At 63.3% G+C, this 16,575-nt stretch carries 18 protein-coding genes and 1 tRNA gene; 7 read left to right on the top strand and 12 right to left on the bottom strand.

Translation table 11 applies throughout. The features are described 5' to 3' along the window. Nucleotides 1–15 precede the first annotated feature (15 nt). Both FJ425_RS08995 and FJ425_RS08990 read left to right on the top strand, forming a co-directional pair. On the top strand, nucleotides 16–1,821 hold the full coding sequence (locus FJ425_RS08995) for an ABC transporter ATP-binding protein (RefSeq protein ID WP_140722821.1): 1,806 nt from the start codon (nucleotides 16–18) through the stop codon (nucleotides 1,819–1,821). Nucleotides 1,822–2,133: 312 nt separating this feature from the next. Further along, complete coding sequence (locus FJ425_RS08990; protein WP_140722818.1) at nucleotides 2,134–3,297, top strand: hypothetical protein; 1,164 nt, start codon at nucleotides 2,134–2,136, stop codon at nucleotides 3,295–3,297. Nucleotides 3,298–3,302: 5 nt separating this feature from the next. On the opposite strand, the gene FJ425_RS08985 is transcribed toward FJ425_RS08990, so the two are convergent. The 4 genes from FJ425_RS08985 to FJ425_RS08970 form a co-directional block, all read right to left on the bottom strand. Next, complete coding sequence (locus FJ425_RS08985; RefSeq protein ID WP_140627463.1) at nucleotides 3,303–3,791, bottom strand: NUDIX hydrolase; 489 nt, start codon at nucleotides 3,789–3,791, stop codon at nucleotides 3,303–3,305. A gap of 199 nt (nucleotides 3,792–3,990) precedes the next feature. Continuing rightward, entirely contained in the window at nucleotides 3,991–4,491 is a 501-nt protein-coding gene (gene gpt, locus FJ425_RS08980; protein WP_140722815.1) for a xanthine phosphoribosyltransferase, read from the bottom strand. A 265-nt stretch (nucleotides 4,492–4,756) separates the two neighbouring features. Continuing rightward, on the bottom strand, nucleotides 4,757–5,590 hold the full coding sequence (locus tag FJ425_RS08975; protein ID WP_140546235.1) for a universal stress protein: 834 nt from the start codon (nucleotides 5,588–5,590) through the stop codon (nucleotides 4,757–4,759). Nucleotides 5,591–5,670: 80 nt separating this feature from the next. After that, on the bottom strand, nucleotides 5,671–6,411 hold the full coding sequence (locus FJ425_RS08970) for a competence/damage-inducible protein A (protein ID WP_140722812.1): 741 nt from the start codon (nucleotides 6,409–6,411) through the stop codon (nucleotides 5,671–5,673). A gap of 130 nt (nucleotides 6,412–6,541) precedes the next feature. On the opposite strand from FJ425_RS08970, the gene FJ425_RS08965 reads away from it, so the two are divergent. Together FJ425_RS08965 and FJ425_RS08960 are read left to right on the top strand one after the other, a co-directional pair. After that, the gene (locus tag FJ425_RS08965) at nucleotides 6,542–7,510 is read left to right on the top strand and encodes an alpha/beta hydrolase (protein ID WP_140722809.1); all 969 of its coding nucleotides are present in this window, start codon (nucleotides 6,542–6,544) and stop codon (nucleotides 7,508–7,510) included. A gap of 176 nt (nucleotides 7,511–7,686) precedes the next feature. Continuing rightward, the gene (locus FJ425_RS08960; protein ID WP_140722806.1) at nucleotides 7,687–7,959 is read left to right on the top strand and encodes a hypothetical protein; all 273 of its coding nucleotides are present in this window, start codon (nucleotides 7,687–7,689) and stop codon (nucleotides 7,957–7,959) included. Nucleotides 7,960–8,029: 70 nt separating this feature from the next. On the opposite strand, the gene FJ425_RS08955 is transcribed toward FJ425_RS08960, so the two are convergent. The 3 genes from FJ425_RS08955 to FJ425_RS08945 all read right to left on the bottom strand — a co-directional run bounded on the left by FJ425_RS08955 (nucleotide 8,030) and on the right by FJ425_RS08945 (nucleotide 9,841). Beyond that, nucleotides 8,030–8,269, bottom strand: coding sequence for a DUF2188 domain-containing protein (locus FJ425_RS08955; protein WP_095765137.1), 240 nt, complete (start codon nucleotides 8,267–8,269; stop codon nucleotides 8,030–8,032). 25 nt (nucleotides 8,270–8,294) lie between these two features. Further along, the gene (locus FJ425_RS08950) at nucleotides 8,295–8,573 is read right to left on the bottom strand and encodes a DUF982 domain-containing protein (protein WP_095765138.1); all 279 of its coding nucleotides are present in this window, start codon (nucleotides 8,571–8,573) and stop codon (nucleotides 8,295–8,297) included. 164 nt (nucleotides 8,574–8,737) lie between these two features. Next, nucleotides 8,738–9,841, bottom strand: a complete 1,104-nt coding sequence (locus tag FJ425_RS08945; RefSeq protein ID WP_140722803.1) for an NADH:flavin oxidoreductase/NADH oxidase — start codon at nucleotides 9,839–9,841, stop codon at nucleotides 8,738–8,740. Between the two features lie 187 nt (nucleotides 9,842–10,028). Between FJ425_RS08945 and FJ425_RS08940 the strand changes: the two genes are divergently transcribed. Then, nucleotides 10,029–10,607, top strand: a complete 579-nt coding sequence (locus tag FJ425_RS08940; protein ID WP_140722801.1) for an NUDIX domain-containing protein — start codon at nucleotides 10,029–10,031, stop codon at nucleotides 10,605–10,607. Nucleotides 10,608–10,771: 164 nt separating this feature from the next. On the opposite strand, the gene FJ425_RS08935 is transcribed toward FJ425_RS08940, so the two are convergent. From FJ425_RS08935 to FJ425_RS08925, 3 genes are all read right to left on the bottom strand, one after another. Continuing rightward, nucleotides 10,772–11,278 carry a mobile mystery protein B gene (locus FJ425_RS08935; RefSeq protein ID WP_246677904.1) on the bottom strand — a complete coding sequence of 169 codons (507 nt, stop codon included), beginning with the start codon at nucleotides 11,276–11,278 and terminating at the stop codon, nucleotides 10,772–10,774. Next, nucleotides 11,275–11,733, bottom strand: a complete 459-nt coding sequence (locus tag FJ425_RS08930; RefSeq protein ID WP_140722798.1) for a mobile mystery protein A — start codon at nucleotides 11,731–11,733, stop codon at nucleotides 11,275–11,277. The genes FJ425_RS08935 and FJ425_RS08930 overlap by 4 nt, the downstream gene beginning before the upstream one ends. A gap of 271 nt (nucleotides 11,734–12,004) precedes the next feature. Next, nucleotides 12,005–12,090: transfer RNA gene (locus tag FJ425_RS08925), tRNA-Leu, on the bottom strand. Between the two features lie 165 nt (nucleotides 12,091–12,255). Here FJ425_RS08925 and FJ425_RS08920 point away from each other — a divergent pair. Beyond that, nucleotides 12,256–12,507, top strand: a complete 252-nt coding sequence (locus FJ425_RS08920; protein ID WP_246673181.1) for a hypothetical protein — start codon at nucleotides 12,256–12,258, stop codon at nucleotides 12,505–12,507. Between the two features lie 230 nt (nucleotides 12,508–12,737). Here FJ425_RS08920 and FJ425_RS08915 read toward each other — a convergent pair whose 3' ends face one another. Then, entirely contained in the window at nucleotides 12,738–13,403 is a 666-nt protein-coding gene (locus FJ425_RS08915) for an outer membrane protein (RefSeq protein WP_140722795.1), read from the bottom strand. 161 nt (nucleotides 13,404–13,564) lie between these two features. On the opposite strand from FJ425_RS08915, the gene ade reads away from it, so the two are divergent. Further along, nucleotides 13,565–15,382 (top strand): adenine deaminase, encoded by a 1,818-nt coding sequence (gene ade / locus FJ425_RS08910; protein WP_140722793.1) that lies wholly within the window; start codon nucleotides 13,565–13,567, stop codon nucleotides 15,380–15,382. A 7-nt stretch (nucleotides 15,383–15,389) separates the two neighbouring features. Here the strand turns inward: ade and FJ425_RS08905 are convergent, their stop codons facing one another. Beyond that, nucleotides 15,390–16,553 carry an alpha/beta hydrolase gene (locus FJ425_RS08905; protein WP_140722790.1) on the bottom strand — a complete coding sequence of 388 codons (1,164 nt, stop codon included), beginning with the start codon at nucleotides 16,551–16,553 and terminating at the stop codon, nucleotides 15,390–15,392. Nucleotides 16,554–16,575 lie beyond the last annotated feature (22 nt).

Genomic DNA, 16,575 nt, shown 5'->3' with positions numbered 1-16,575 from the left:
CGCCCGTATGATATCATGGCTCGTTTCAAGATCGACCTGCGCGCAAGCGCCTTTCGCAGCGTGCTTGGCTTTACGTTCAGTCACTGGCGCTACCAGCCGTGGCGGCTTTCGCTCATCATGGGCGCCTTCCTGCTCTCGACGCTCGCCGACGTGCTGACACCCTTCTATTCCGGCCGCCTGGTCGACGCCGTCGCCAGCGGTGCCGGAACCGAGGCAGTCCCCTGGAATGCGGCGATGGCGGCGTTCTCGACCCTGATGGCGCTGGCGCTGGCCGGCGTCGTGCTGCGCAATGTCGCGTTCCTATGTATCGTCGAGTTGACACTGAAGATGATGTCGGACATCGCCGCCGATACCTTCCATCGGGTGCAGCGCTTCTCGACGGACTGGCACGCCAACAGCTTTGCCGGATCGACGGTGCGCAAGATAACGCGCGGCATGTGGGCGCTGGACCTGCTCAACGACACGATCCTGATCGCGCTGCTGCCGTCGGTCGTCATGCTCGTCGGCTCGACGCTGTTGCTCGGCTGGTTCTGGCCGTTGATGGGGGCCGTGGTGGCCGCCGGTTCGGTGCTGTTCATCGCTGTCACGGCGATGCTGTCGCTCGGCTATGTCGCGCCTGCCGCACGGCTCGCCAACAGCTGGGACACGCGGCTGGGCGGCTCGCTGGCAGACGCGGTGAGCTGCAACGCCGTCGTCAAGGGCTTCGGCGCGGAGGCTCGCGAGGAAGCGCGGCTGGCGCGCGTCGTCGCCAAATGGCGCCTGCGCACCGGCCGCACCTGGATGCGCGGCACCGCCAACGGCACCACACAAGGAGCGCTGCTGCTGCTGATGCGGGCGGCGGTGATCGGTCTTGCCCTCATGTTGTGGGCCTGGGGCCAGGCGAGCGCCGGCGACGTCGCCTTCGTGCTGACCTCGTTCTTCGTGCTGCAGGGCTATCTGCGCGACATCGGCACGCATATCCGCAACCTGCAGCGCTCGATCAACGACATGGAGGAACTGGTCGACTTCCAGTCCGAGCCGCTCGGCATTGAGGACCGGCCCGGCGCTCGCCCGATCCGGATCAGCGACGGGCACATCGCCTTCGACAACGTGACGTTCCACTACGGCACTCACCTTCTGCCGCTTTACCGCGATTTCTCGGTCGATATCGCGGCCGGCGAGCGCATCGGACTGGTCGGGCATTCGGGCTCGGGCAAGACGACCTTCGTCAAGCTGATCCAGCGGCTCTATGATGTGAATGCTGGGCGGATCCTGATCGACGGGCAGGACATCTCGCGGGTCGAGCAGGCTTCGTTGCGCAGCCAGATCGCCATCGTCCAGCAGGAGCCGATCCTTTTCCACCGGTCGCTCGCCGAGAACATCGCCTATGCCAGGCCCGGCGCCAGCCAGGCCGAGATCGAGCATGCGGCCAAACTCGCGAGCGCGCATGATTTCATCACCAGCCTGCCCAAGGGCTATGGAACCCTGGTCGGCGAGCGTGGCGTGAAGTTGTCGGGCGGCGAGCGCCAGCGCGTGGCGATCGCCCGCGCCTTCCTGGCCGACGCGCGCATCCTGATCCTGGACGAGGCGACATCGAGCCTCGATTCGGAATCGGAAGTGCTGATCCAGAAGGCGATGGAGCGGTTGATGGTCGGGCGCACGACCCTGGTGATCGCGCACCGGCTCTCGACAGTGCGCGCGCTCGACCGGCTGCTGGTCTTCGATCGCGGGCGTATCGCCGAGGAAGGTTCGCACGACGACCTGATCCGGCTGAGCGGCGGCATCTATCGGCGGCTGTTCGAGCGTCAGGCGCTCGAGCTGACCAAGGGCCTCGTCGCCTGAGGAAAGGGATGGCGCCCGGCCTCCGCCGGGCGCCATCAGCCGCAACACGGTTGCAACCGCCCTCCCGTCATGCGGTTAGAGCGGCTCAATATGTTTTTCAAATTACTTTATATATATTGAAGTTTTAGAAGGTTCTATTTTAGTTTTTAGCTATTAGCGCGCTCTCCAGCAATGATTTCGATGTATTTACAGAAAAGAAAATCAGATATGGTAGAAGAAGACCTCTTGGAGATTTTTGCAGGGAAGCCGACCGGATGGAGATTTCCTTTGGGAAGCACGGCCGCCTTTAGCGCTTTCGTATAGGCAATCATAATGAATCTTGTCTCCGCAAAAGCGGTTCCGGGACAGGTGGTTGCGCCGCTGGAATCCCAGCATGGCTCGGTTCGGCCTTTAGCCGCCGGGGATCTCGAGCAGGTCGCCGCGCTGTTCCTGATGAAGTTTCGTCATCGTCGCCGCCAGCGCGATCGCGCGATCGTGCAGACGGCGGACTATATGAGGGGGCTTTACCTGGACGGGGATGAGAGCAAGGCTCTTGTCCAGATCAACCCGCAGGGCCGCTTGGGTGGCTTCATGGGCGTTCTGAAAGCCCGCTATGAGCTCAATGGAAGGGCATTGAGCGCGGCCATCATCGGTCCCTTCATGACCGACTCCAGCATCGATCACGGTTGGGCCGGCCCGCAATTGCTGCGTGCCCTGCATCAGAGCGAATTCGACATGTACCTGACCGATTCCGCCAACCGGACATCCTTGGCGTTCGCGCGCCCGATGAAGTATCAGCTGCTGCCGGTGCATTGCCTGGAGTGGACCTGTATTTTCCGGCCGGGCGCCATGGCCGCAGCCGTGCTGCGCCGTAAATGGCCCGGGCTGCCTCGCCTGGCGCTCGATCCTTGCGCGAGAGCGTTCGACGCTCTTGCAAGAAGAAGGTTCGAGCCATCGGCCCAGCATTCGTCATCCCAGCGGATCCACCGGGAGCCGATCGATGCGGCCCAATTTGCGGAGCAACTGCCTGCCCTCATGACCGATTATTCCCTTCGGCCGAGTTGGACGGACGGGGAGTTGCCGCGGCTGCTCGCGCTGGCGGCCGAGAAACGAGCCGATGGGCCACTTCATTTCGGCGGGACTTACGATGATACGGGCAGGATGCTGGGCTGCTACGCCTTCTACGGCCAGGCCGGCGGCATCGCGAACCTGTTGCAAATCCAGGCGTCCGGATCCCGTTGGGGCGTGACGCTGGATGGCCTCATCGCGGCTGCGCGGGAGATGGGTTGCGTCGGCATCACCGGGCAGACGCAGAACCGGTTCATGCCGCAACTCTTCGGCCACAAGGACGTCTTCTTCCGCTATGCCGGGGGCACGATGGTTCGCTCGCGCATCGCCGAGGTCACCGAAGCGGTCCGCTCCGGCGACATTTTCATCGGCGGGTTGATGGGCGATCGTTGGACCCGGCTCAGTTCCGATGATTTTGGCCGTGCCTGACCGGCTCAGGCGAATTTGCGCGGCGCGGCGCAGAAGCCGGCAATGATCTGGCAAAGGTCGGGTTCGTTGACCATCTGGACGGCTTCGTTCGGGCCAACCCATTTGCGCGTTCGCGCGCGCTTCTCTTTCCAGCGATCCGCGACGCGGTCGACATGCAGCGGAAAGACCAGTACCTCGCAAGGCACTTCCTCGCCGGAGGCGAGGACTTTGGCATAGAAATAGCGGCCGGCTTCAACATGCGATATGGAGCCGCGGAGTCCGGCTTCCTCGCCTGCTTCGCGAGCGGCGGCTTCGCAAAGCGGTTCCCTGGCTTCGGGCCAACCCTTGGGCAGCACCCAGCGACCGGTGTCGCGGCTGGTGATCAGCATGATCTCGACGCCGTTCTCGCTCTCGCGCCAAGGCAAGGCGGCAACCTGAAGGCGACAAGGCGCAACGCCGAAGAGCCGCCGGACTCTTTCGGCCATCTGGTTGTGCGTCGTCGGCCTCGTCAACATGGTAAGAAGCTGCCCCAGCCTCCAGAATCGTTTTGCCACCTTACGAATCTTACGGCGAATTGTGGGCTTTAAAAGTAAAAAACTTCACTCTGCCGGAAAACTCCACCAGAAAAAGTCAATCCTGCAAAGTAGTCGTGCTCGTTGGCACGACTACACGACCCAGGTTTAAGGCAGATTCTCTGGAGAATAAGATGGCCGTTCAGCCGGCGTGATCGTCCGCGATCGGCTTCTGGTAAGTGAAGCCCATGTCCCACGGGAAGTAGATCCAGGTGTCCTGACTGACTTCAGTGACGAACGTGTCGACCAGCGGACGGCCCTTCGGCTTGGCATAGACCGTCGCGAAATGCGCCTTCGGCATCATCGCGCGCACTATGCCGGCCGTCTTGCCGGTATCGGTCAGGTCGTCGATGATCAGCACGCCGGCCCCGTCATCGGCGAGCAGCGGAGGCGAAATCTCCTTCAGGACCCGCAATTGACCCTGGCTGGTGTAGTCATGATAGGAGGCGACGCACACCGTCTCGATGACGCGAATGCCGAGCTCGCGCGCGATGATGGCGGCGGGCACCAGGCCGCCGCGCGTGATGCAGACGATCGCCTTCCATTGCCCCTTGTTGGCGCCGGACAGTCGCCAGGAAAGCGCGCGGGCGTCGCGGTGGAACTGGTCCCAGGAGACGGGAAAGGCTTTTTCGGGAAGGGACATGTTCGCGCACTCCGCAAGCGCGCGCGCCATCAGCGCGCGGAAACAATGGAATGCAGGCGGAATTAGCTGGAAAGCCTTGCTCTTGGCAAGGGACAGCGGTGGACGTCCCCGGATGATGTTTGACCATGGCAGGTGAGACGGCCCTCGACCTGAATTTCCGACGATCTTCCGCGGGAGACGGGTGGATCTCCGTTTGGAGAGCGCGACTGAGATATCATCGCGGACGGAGAACCGTGTCACGCTTTTTCCCGGAATTGCTCCGGCGTCACCGCGACAGGAAAGCGGCTACATTCGTGCTGCGCAGTACCGTGCGGGTAACGCCGCCGAACAGGAGCTGGCGCAGCCAGGAGTGGCTGTAGGCGCCGAGCACGAGCAGGTCGGTGCCGGATTCGGCCATCCTCGACTGGATGATGTCGTCGATTGCCGAGCCATCCGACTTCTGCACCGAGACGCTGACATTGGCGCCGTGGCGCGACAGGGCAGCAGCGATCTCGGCTCCGGCCGCCTCGGGGGATTCGTCCAGGCTCTCGGGCGGATCGATGACGAGAATGTCGGTCTTGTCGGCCTCGGCAATGAAGGGCAGGGCGTCGAAGGCCGCGCGGGCCGCTTCCTTGCTGCCGTTCCAGGCCAGCAACACACGCCTGAAGGTTGTCACCAGCGGGCCGTCATGCGGCACGACCAGCACCGGCCGGCCGGCATCGTAGACCAGCGTGTCGACATCGGCGCTCGGATCGCCGCCGGTGTCACGCTGCGCGGCGATGATCAGATCGGCGGCGCGCACGCTCGATATGCCGGTCAGCGCGCTGTCGCCGGAAAAGCTCTCCAGGCTTCGCCATTCAAAGGAGAGGCCGGATTCCTCGATCCGCTTCAGGAAATAGGCATGTAACTTGTCGGCGCGCTCCTTGTTCATCTCGGCCGAGACCTGCAGGAATTCGGTATCGGGAAAGCCCGTGGCCGACGTGTAGGGCACGGGAAGCGCCTCGGCATGGATGCCGACGAGATGGCTCTCGAATCTTTCGGCAAGCGGAAGGGCGCAATCGAGAACGCGCTCGGCGTCCTGTTCGTTCTGCAAAATGGCCACGATCGTCTTGAAGCGCATGTGTGGTCCCTCGATTGTTTGCCCCGCGCATCCGCGCGGCAAGGGAACGCCTCAGCGCATTGACTGGTTCCAGCCGCGGATCAGCCTGCCTTGGCCAAGCCCGCCACCATCGCCTCGACGTCCTTGCGCGCGGCCTCGAGCGCTTCCTCGCTGCGGGCGCGGACGACGAGCTCGGTCCAGAACTTGCCGTCGCCATATTTGGGATAGGAGCCGATGATGGTGCCTGGATGCGCCTTCTGGATCTCGGCCAGCGGCCCGCCGATCAGGCCCTCGCCGAAGGGGCAGTGCACCGTGGCCGACAGCATTTTGGTGCCGGCCTTCAGCGTCGGCACCACATTGTCGAGCATGGCCTGGAAGATCGACGGCACGCCGGCCATGACGTGGACGTTGCCGATGCGGAAGCCCGGCGCAACCGAGACGGGATTGTCGATATGGTCGGCGCCGCGCGGCATGCGCGCCATGCGCTTGCGCGCTTCGGTGAACTCGATGCCGCGCCCGGCATAGCTTGCTTCGAGCAGCGCATAGGCCTTGGCGTCGTATTCGCAAGGCACGCCGAAGGCCTTGGCGATGGAGTCGGCGGTGATGTCGTCATGCGTCGGGCCGATGCCGCCGGTGGTAAAGACGTAGTTATAGCGGGCACGCACGGCATTCACCGCCGCAACGATCTCGTCCTCCTCGTCGGAGACGATGCGCACTTCCTTCAGGTCGATGCCGATCGCCGTCATGATATCGGCGAGATGGCCGATGTTCTTGTCCTTGGTGCGGCCGGAGAGGATTTCGTCGCCGATGACGAGCATGGCGGCCGTGACGATTTCAGGCATGGCGGGCTCCGGCAGCAAAGGTCGCCTGAGATAACGCGGCCCGCGGCCGGCCGCAATGCGAAAGCCGGATCCGTGCTTGTGGCGGCGACCGTTGCGGATATGGTGCGGTCAGTCGGCTTGGGGTGAAAACATGCTGATGTCGTTTGTCTTGTGGTTGCTCGCCGGCTTGCTCGTCGCGGCGGCGCTTGCCGTGTTCGCCGTGACGGTTGCGACCTGGCGGATTGCGGCAAAGGCCGAAAGACTGGTGCCGGCTTGCGGCAAATTCGTCGAGATCGACGGCAACCGCATCCACTATGTGGAAGAGGGCGACGGCAGGCCGATCGTGTTTGTGCACGGGCTGGGCGCTCAACTCCACCACTTCCGCCAGACGCTGTTCGGCCGCTTCGGTTCTGGCTACCGGCTGATCGCCCTCGACCGGCCGGGCTCGGGCTATTCAGTTCGGGCAAGCGGGGCCACCGGCCGGCTGCCCGAGCAGGCTGACATCGTGCGGCGCTTCATCGAGGAACTGCGCCTGGAACGGCCTTTGGTCGTCGGCCATTCGCTCGGCGGGGCCATCGCGCTTGCGCTGGCGATCGGGCATCCGACAGCGATTTCCGGCATTGCGCTGCTCTCGCCCCTGACGCATCAGGAAGCGAGGGGGCGTCAGGGATTTGACCTGCTCTATGTTCCGTCACGGCTGCTGCGCCGCGTCCTGGCCCACACGGTGGCGATACCGCTCAGCCTCCGTTACGCGCAGCCGACGCTGCGGTTCATTTTCGCGCCGCAAGCGGTTCCGGCAGACTACATGATCGGCGGCGGCGGATGGCTTGGGCTGCGTCCGTCCCACTATTTCGCCACGTCCACCGATGTCGTGGCCGTGGAACGGGATCTTGGCGAAATCGAACGGTCTTACCGCGAAATAGCGATGCCGGCAGGCATTCTGTTCGGCACCGGCGACCGGGTGATCGCCGAGGCCGTGCACGGCGAACCGATGCTGGACAAGATCGAGGGCCTCGACTTTGAGCGGATCGAAGGCTTGGGCCACATGCCGCAATTTTCGGATCCTGAACGGGTCGTCGCCTTCGTCCAGCGTATCGCCGCGCGCGCTTTCGCGCATTGACCGCAATTGACGTTGGCGGGGGCTCGCGGCTCTTCACGCGGCGTCACGCAAATGTGTCGGACATTCTGTCCCACCCGGAATTTCCAGCGGAACCTTCGCACCCAACCCAGGGTTTCGATGGTGTCGCCAGGGCCTTGGTGCCCGATTTTCTGGCGATCAAGAGAATGGAGAATCCAATGATTACAAGACTCATTGCAGCTTCGGCGCTGGTGCTGGCCATGGGTGGCGCAGCCATGGCGCAGTCGTCCGATGACTGGTGGTGGTGGCACCGCGATCATCGTCCCGACACGAGCCAGCAGGTAGATCCCTATACCACAGGCAGCATCAATGGCGGCTCCGGGCTGGCCACCTATGGCCAAACCGGTGGCATGGGGCCGTGCGCCCACAACACACCCGGTCCGGATGCCAACTCGCAACAGAACGTCAACGATCATTACTGCGGTAAGTAGCGCCGCATAGCCACCGGCGGCCGGTGTGAGGCCTTCCGGCTTCGCCGGTCGCGGGGCGGTTGCAACCCGCTTAGTCGGAGACTTCGGTTTGCGGGCGGTCGCGGCCGTCGGCGAGTTCGTCGTGCCACGTGCCTTCGGCGTCCTCATATTGGATGCCGTCGGTGGTACCGGCAACCTGTTGCTCGGACGAGGCGATCTCGGCGGCGCGCAGCGCTTCCTGGTGCGTGCGGAAAGTCTCGGAAAATGTCGAGCCGACCTTGTAGGCCCAGCCGCCATCATGCTCGACGATCTTGTAAGTCAGCTTCGCCATGGAATCCTCCGGTTAAGAAGCATGCTCAGTGCAGCTTTCCGTCGGGCAGCCTGTCTTCGGGAACCAGAACTTCCGATTCCCTGGCCGCCTCGACAAGGGCGCGACGCGCGTCCGCTGTCGAACGATAACCTTCCAGCGCTTTGAGGCAAGTGTCGAGAGCATAACGATGGCGATCGCCGCGATTGAGCGGCCAAACGGTCATCAGGCACTCGGCGGCCTCGCGGGTGCTGCTTATCTGGCGGTATTTGCCGACGTGGCCGAGCTCGACCACCACCGGTTTTTCAAAGGGTTTGTTGTCCATCATGGCCGCCAACGTAAAGCGGCCAAATTGGTTGCAGTTGTGGCGATGATCCTGCGCCCAAACGTCTCAGGACTGTGCCGATTCCGGTTCTGTTTCGACGCAATTGCGGACGGAAGGCCACGGCGAAGCCGCCGGCCTGACCGTGTCACACTTTCCCTGGAACTGCTTTAGCCGGCGGCCTTCATCCAATGCCGCATCGTCGTCACCGAACGTGCCAGCTGCGGCGCCGGATGGATTTCCTCGCCGAAGGCGGCGGCCGCTCGCCAGCCCCAGCGCGGGTCGGCGAGGAATGCGCGCGCCAACGCCACCATGTCGGCACGGCCGTCGGCGACGATTGCCTCGGCCTGGCTCGGATCGTCGATCAGCCCCACGGCGCGCGTCGGAATGCCGGCGCCGTTGCGCACGGCTTCGGCCAGATGCACCTGGTAGCCGGGGCCGGGCGGCACCTGCTGCAGGGGCGAATTGCCGCCGCTGGAGCAGCAGATATAGGCAATGCCCTCGGCCTTCAGCGCCTTGGCCACCTCGATCGCGTCCTCGACGTCGAAACCGCCTTCGACCCATTCCTTCACCGAAAGGCGCGCGCCCAGCATCATGGATGGGGCGGCCTTTCTCACCGCCCTGGCGATTTCGAGAGCGAAGCGCATGCGGTTTTCCAGCGACCCGCCCCAACGGTCGGTACGCTGATTGGAGAGCGGCGAGAGGAACTGGAAGATCAGATAGCCATGCGCGGCGTGCAGTTCGGCAAAGTCGAAGCCGGCGCGTTCGGCGCGCACAGCCGCCTGCGCAAAGCGCGCAATGAGCCCCAGGATTTCGTCCTCCTCCAACGCATGCGGCACGTTCCAGCCGGTGTCGTAAGCGATGGCCGAGGCCGAAACCGTCTGCCAGGGATCTTCGCCCGGCTGCAGCGGACCGCCGCCTTCCCAGGGTTTGCGGTTGGAGGCCTTGCGGCCGGCATGGGCAAGCTGGACACCGAACTTCGTGGCGGGCGCGGCGACGCGCCTGGCGGCGTCGAGCGTGCGCTTCGCGGCCGCCTCGTTGTCGTCCGAATAGAGGCCGAGGCAGCCATGCGAGATGCGCCCGCGCCGCTCGACATCGGTCATCTCGACGGTCACCATGCCGGCGCCCGACATTGCCAGGTTCATCCAATGATGGAGATGCCAGTCGCTGGCCGAACCGTCGTCGGCCGAATACTGGCACATGGGGGCAACCGCGATGCGGTTGGGGAAGGTGAGGCCGCCGAGGGTGATCGGCTGGAAAAGCGATGACGTCATGTGAAACGGGCTCCTGGAGAGATACCGCTATCTAGGCAGTCGCGGCGCGGCGCGCCAGACACGAGCCGGTGAGACTCCCGCTGGACCAATCGGTTTGGAGGCCAGTCGGATTTCAGGCCAGTCGGTTTCCTGGATTGCCTGCGACACCTTTCACCGCTACGCCTTTGCGACCAATACGGAGGTTGTCATGGAAGATCGCATTCGCATCCGTTCGCAGGAGGTCCTTTCGGACGACTGGGCGGTGCTGAAGAAGACGGTGCTCGACTATCGCCGCCGCGACGGGCGATGGGAGACGCAGATCCGCCAGACCTACGACCGCGGCGACGGCGCGGTGATCCTGCCCTTCGATCCGCAGCGCTCGACCGTCCTCTTGGTGCGTCAATTCCGCTTCCCGGCTTACGCCGTAGGCCACCACGAGCCGCTGATCGAGGCCTGCGCCGGCTTGCTCGACGAGAACGATCCCGAAACCGCCATTCGCAAGGAAGCGGAAGAGGAACTGGGTTATCACCTGAAGGATGTCGAGCGGCTGTTTTCGCCGTTCATGAGCCCGGGCAGCGTGACGGAACGGCTCTGGTTCTTCACCGCGCGCTATTCGCCGGCCGACCGCATTTCCGACGGCGGCGGCGCGCCAGAGGAGGGCGAGGACATCGAGGTTCTGGAAATGCCCTTGGACGAGGCGCTGGCCGGCATCGCCGACGGCCGCATCGTCGACGCCAAGACGATCATCTTGATCCAGCACCTGAAGCTCAATCCGATGAGGGGTTGAGAAAACGAGGGCGCTGGTTACGCCATAGGACAACAAAAGTGGTTGTCTTTCCGACGGCGGTTATTGTGCGGCAACTGGGGCCAGACCAACAAAGGCGAACAACGGGCCGCTATCGTGAGCGTCCGCCGCTTTCAGCGCCGCGATGTATGCAACACGTCTTTCGTTCATTTTTTGAAGATCTGAGCCTGCAGTCCAGTCGATAGGGGCGGTTCCGTAGATTTTGTCGAGAACGACATCCGCCATAATGCGCGCGTGGCGGCCGTTGCCATTTGGATCGGGTGAATGAATACCATCCGGTGATGCAGGCGCACGGCGGCTTCGATTGGCGGGTAGGTTTTGTGATCCGCCCAATATTGGGCGTCATCCATCAGACCGCGCAATTGAACGCCGATCTGCACCGGGTCGACACCGATGTTTTTTCCCGTCTTTCGAAAGCTGCCTGCCCAATCCCACACATCGCCAAACAAGCGTCGATGAAGCTCTACCGCAAAATCGTCGGTGAGGATGTCATTGCGCCGCGTACGCGCGAGCCAGCGAAATCCTGTGATAATGTTGGCCTGTTCAAGCTCATCAAGTTGACCTTGCGTGGTGACATGTTTGTGCCGCAGCCCGCCGATCTCGTTGGGATCGAGGGGCGTTGCGCCTTCAGGATATTCCAGCTTGATCGTCACTTGTCCTCCCAAAAGTCTGGAGGCATTTCATAGATCAGCTCGTTCATTATGCGAGCGATCTCATGCTTAGTGCCACTGTCCGAAACAGCCTGGTTCTCAAGCGCCATGTGCTTGCCGGCAGCAGTGACGATAGCCTCTGCCTTTTTCCGGGCCTGGGCCTTGATTATATTATCGACCGCGACGGGCGGCTCGAAGGCATAGACGAACTTGCAGCCCATGGCCTCAGCGGTCGCCTGCATAGATTTCAACGTCACGCCGCCTTCGAGTTCGGCTTTCTCGGCCTGAGCGATGCGGGCTCGCGTAACGCCCATCCGTTTGGCAAGCTGGGCGCCAGACATGCCAAGGGCCTTGCGTACCGTTCGAATCCAGCCTTCGGCAGGCGTTTCGATATTGCTGCCGTGGGAAAAATCGACAATGGCCTGATATTGTTCGCGTACAGCGCGTTTCACACTCATTGTAAGCTCATGTGTTGACGATATCGGCAATGATGTCAATCTTTATGTATACAATCTACCATCTTTTGTCAATGTATTTATCGACAGGATAGGCTTCCTGCAGCTGCTGGTGGAGCTGAGGCCAGTGCGCTTAACAGTGAAAACCTCAGCCGGCCGTGCCTCCTACGCCAGGGCTTCGGAGGACAGTCCTTTCTCTAACCAGCTCGCTTGGTCTGCCACCCGAAGCTCCTCCTACGCCAGGGCTTCGGAGGACTCGTCGAAGAGCGAAGGGTGGTGCGGACGACGGGAATCGAACCCGTACGATCAGAGATCGAGGGATTTTAAGTCCCTTGCGTCTACCAATTCCGCCACGTCCGCAGGCGTGCCCTTTTCAGATGCCTGATATGAGCCGTCAAGCCATGTTTCGGATCGGCTGGACTTTGTGCCGCCGTCCTGCCCGTTCTCAGGCGCAGATTTAATATTAGTGATATTTAAAATGCCAGTTTCTCCGAACCGATCCCATTAGCGTTTGTGTGCGAGTCTATGGCCGGCTTTGATGGTGGAACCATGCGTGGGCCAGGCTGGATCAGGGGACTGCGGGAGGAGGAGGCGCGGCAGCTGCGCCGCGAGATCGGTCGGCTCGAACGAGGGCTGATCGAGGCCGCCAATTCGAAGGCCAAATGGAACCTGCACGAGGTCGCTCACACGTTGCGCTGGCAAAAGGCCCGGCTGCGGCGGCTGGAGGAGTGCCTCGAGGCCATGCCTGAAGGAAAGAGGGCTTCGGACCGATCCTGACCGTTCAGCCAAGCATGTCCGCTAGGCGGGACAGGGCGGTGGGAAAGTGGCGCGATCACGCTATTACGGCCTGCCCTGGGAACGCTAATGTTTGCGCCGTGGCGGATCGATCCGCCGAGGCCGGCGTCCATCAGGCCCCTACCCATTCCCCCGCCCCCTGCGGGCGCCGGCCACCTGAATTTTCAAGAGATGCGGAAGGGGTGTTGCGCGTCGTCGCGGTGCCGCAAACCCTAGAATTTATAGCTGAAATTCACGCCCAGCGTCTGCAGCTTCACGTCCTGGTCACGGTCGGCGAAGGTGTCCGGCGCATCGAAATGCTCCTTGCCGAAATCGTAGTAGCGGTATTGCGCGCCGACGACGACATTGTTGGTCAAGGCATAGTCGACGCCGGCGCCGAGCGTCCAGCCGGTGCTGGTGCGGGTTTGGGCAAAGGCCGTGCCTGCCGCCTGTGAGGTCTCAATGCCGGCGAAAGCGACGCCGCCGATGCCGTAGATCAGCACGCGATCCATGGAGTAACCGGCTTTGGCATCGATCGATCCGAACCATTTGATGTCGGTGCCGAATGTGTTTGCCGGGCCGGCCTCGGCGGTGCCGTCGATCGAGGCGTAGTTAAGATCGGCCTCGGCGCCGATCACAGCCTGGTCGAATTGCCAGAGCCCCGCGACATGGCCGCCGACGAAACCGCCGTCGATGTCGGGCTTGACCGAAAACGGACCGCCACCGTCGCCGCTGATGTCGGAGCGGCCCCAGCCATAGCCGGCCTGCAGGCCGGCGTAATAGCCGGTCCAGTCGAAGCCGGCCGCGGTCATCGGCAGATCGGCACCCAGATCCGCCGCCCGGGCGGACCCGGACAGCAGGACAAGAAAGCCGGCACTGGCAAGCGTCAGTCGACGCATCGATCGCTCCGAAATGGCGGTTTCGAACGACTCCTCGAAACAGACTAGCCCCATTCGCCGCGAAACGGAATTGCATCTCTGCAACAGTGGTTTACGACCTGATGCTCTGGCTCCGGACGCCGACATTTGCCAAAGTGACCTACGCAGAGGACTCAAAGCCCATGACGAACGCCAAGCCGACTAGCGCCGCCAAGCCAAAGCCGTGGACGGAAGTGGCGACACATCTGGTCGACGTCGCGATGGGCCGGAAGCCGGCCGATCTGGTCATCCGCAACGGTCGCTGGGTGAACGTCCATTCGGGCGAGATCATCCCCGGCACCGATATCGCGATCGCAGCCGGCCGCTTCGCCTATTGCGGGCCGAACGCCGGCCATGCCATCGGGCAGCGGACGAAGGTCGTCGATGCCGGCGGGCGCTATCTGGTGCCCGGCCTTTGCGACGCGCATATGCATGTCGAGAGCGGCATGGTGACGGTGACGGAGTTCTGCCGCGCCGTCATCCCGCACGGCACGACCTCGATGTTCATCGATCCGCATGAGATCGCCAATGTGCTTGGACTGCCGGGCGTGCGCCTGATGCATGACGAGGCGGTCGCGATGCCGATCAACGTGCATGTGCAGATGCCGTCCTGCGTGCCGTCGGCGCCGGGGCTGGAGCATGCCGGCGCCGAATTGACGGTCGCCGACGTTGCCGAGGCCATGACCTGGGAAAACATCATCGGGCTTGGCGAGGTGATGAATTTCCCCGGCGTTGTCGCCAACGATCCGGTGATGTCGGGCGAGATCGCCGAGACGGTCAAGGCCGGCAAGACGGTCGGCGGGCACTATGCGTCGCCCGATCTCGGCCTGCCGTTTCACGGCTACGTCGCCGGCGGGGCGGACGACGACCATGAAGGCACGCGCGCGGAGGATGCGATCGCGCGCGTGCGCCAGGGCATGAAGGCGATGTTGAGGCTGGGCTCGGCCTGGTACGACGTGGCGGCGCAGATCAAGGCGGTGACCGAAGGCGGCATCGACCCGCGCAACTTCATCCTGTGCACCGATGACAGCCATTCCGGCACGCTTGTGCATGAAGGTCATATGGACCGGGTGGTGCGGCACGCCATCAGCCAGGGGCTGAAGCCGGTGACGGCGATCCAGATGGCGACGCTCAACACGGCGCAGCATTTCAGGCTGGAGCGCGAGATCGGCTCCATCGCGCCCGGACGGCTGGCCGATCTGCTGATCGTTTCGGACCTTGCCCGGATGACCATCGACGAGGTCTATGCCCGCGGCGTCCGGCTGGCGAAGGGCGGCAAGCTGGAGATCGACATTGCGGCCTACGACTATCCGCAATCCGCAAAGAACACGGTCAAGCTCGGCAAGAAGCTCGCGGCGAAGGACTTTGACATTTCCGCGCCGCAAGGCGCCAACGAGGTGCGGGCGCGGGTGATCGGCGTGATCGAGAACCAGGCGCCGACGCGGGCTCTGGAAGCCGACCTGCCGGTCGAAGACGGGCTGGTCGCCATGGATCGCCGCAACGACATCTGCCAGATCGCCCTGGTCGAGCGGCATCGCGGCACGGGCGGCGTCACCAATGCCTTCGTCTCCGGCTTCGGCTATGTGAAAGACTGCGCAATGGCGTCCAGCGTGGCGCATGACGCGCACCACATCATCGTCGTCGGCACCAACAAGGAGGATATGGCCTTGGCCGTCAACCGGCTGAGCGAGGTGGGCGGCGGCGTCGTGCTTTATTCCGAGGGCAAGGAACTGGCGCTGGTCGAGATGCCGATCGCCGGCCTGATGTCCGACGAACGCGCCGAGATCGTCGCGGCCAAGGCCGATCAACTGACCGAGGCGATGCGCAAGGTCGGCTGCTCGCTCAACAACGCCTATATGCAGCACTCGCTGCTGGCGCTGGTGGTCATTCCGGAGCTCAGGATCTCGGACGTCGGCCTGGTCGACGTGACGACGTTCCAGAAGGTCGATCTTTTTATCTGAGCGTCAGCTATCCGCCGGTGGCGATGGTCAACACCCTGAACGGCGTGGTGATGACGACCTCGGCGACAGAGCCGACCGCCTTGCCGAGACCCTGGCCGATATTGTTGAGCTGCGTCGGGTCGGGCTCGTCCGAAGCAAGGCCGGCCGGCGTGCGCAGCCGGTTGCCCAGCAATTGCACCAGGATCGGATTGTCTGCGAATTTGGCATGGTTCAGGCCGCCGTCGCCGCCCTTGGCGTGGGTCAGGTCGACCACCGTCACGCCGTAATCGGCGAGGTCGGCCGCGTTGCCGTAGTCGCCGACGCGCGGCTTGTCGCCGGAAATGAAGCTTGACAGCTTCAACGCCCGGTCGTCGCCCGAAAGCAGAATGGCAAAGGGTTTGTCCGGCTTGCCGTAGCGGATCATCTGCTTCTTGAAGACATCGACGTCGATGTCGGGCGAGGCGAGGATGACGTAACCGAGCTTGCCGCCGAGATCGCGGTCGCCAGTGATGGCGAGCTGGCGCAGCGCCTCCATCGTCAGCCAGGTGCCCATCGAATGGGCGATGATGTCGATGCTCTTGACGCGTGTCTTGGCAAGCATCCGCAGCGTCGCCTCGAGATCGTCGCGCGCGGCTGTCGAACTGTCCTTGTCGTAGATGTAGCCGGTCGCCTTGGCGCTCGATGCCCACGAGAACAGCACCGGCGTTCCGGGATATTTGGTGTCATGCGCTATCTGCGTGATGCGGTAGATACCGTCGTCGAAACCGTTGTTGAAGCCGTGCACGAACACCAGGGCACGGTCGCCGCGCATGGAAATGTCGGCCCCGACCGCCTTGGCGAATTGCCGCGCGTCGCCATAGCGGACGACATCGGTGGCGGTGAACTGCTTGGCCGGATTGGAGTCAGCCGAGCCCTTGGCGCGCTCGATCGCGCCGACCTGGTGGATCTTCGGCACGGTGACGTCGACGCGGGCGTAGCTGGTGGTCAGCGAACGGTCGCCGTCGAAGACCTGGCGCGGATCCTTGGTCGCCTGCTGGCGGGTGGTGGCGACGAAGATCTCATGCGTGGCGGCAATGTCGGAGGCAGGCGCTGTAACTGTTTTGCGGTTGAGAAGATCATGCGTGGGACCGGCGCAGCCGGCGAGGGCGAGCGTGAAGGCAAGGCCGACAACGATCTTCACATGCACAGTCACCCGGGGTCCCCCAAGGCGGCAA

The organism is Mesorhizobium sp. B2-7-2 (assembly GCF_006440775.1).
GTDB lineage: Bacteria > Pseudomonadota > Alphaproteobacteria > Rhizobiales > Rhizobiaceae > Mesorhizobium.
The sequence above is the reverse complement of the archived record's forward strand: the minus strand, read 5'-3'. Positions and strand labels throughout refer to the sequence as shown.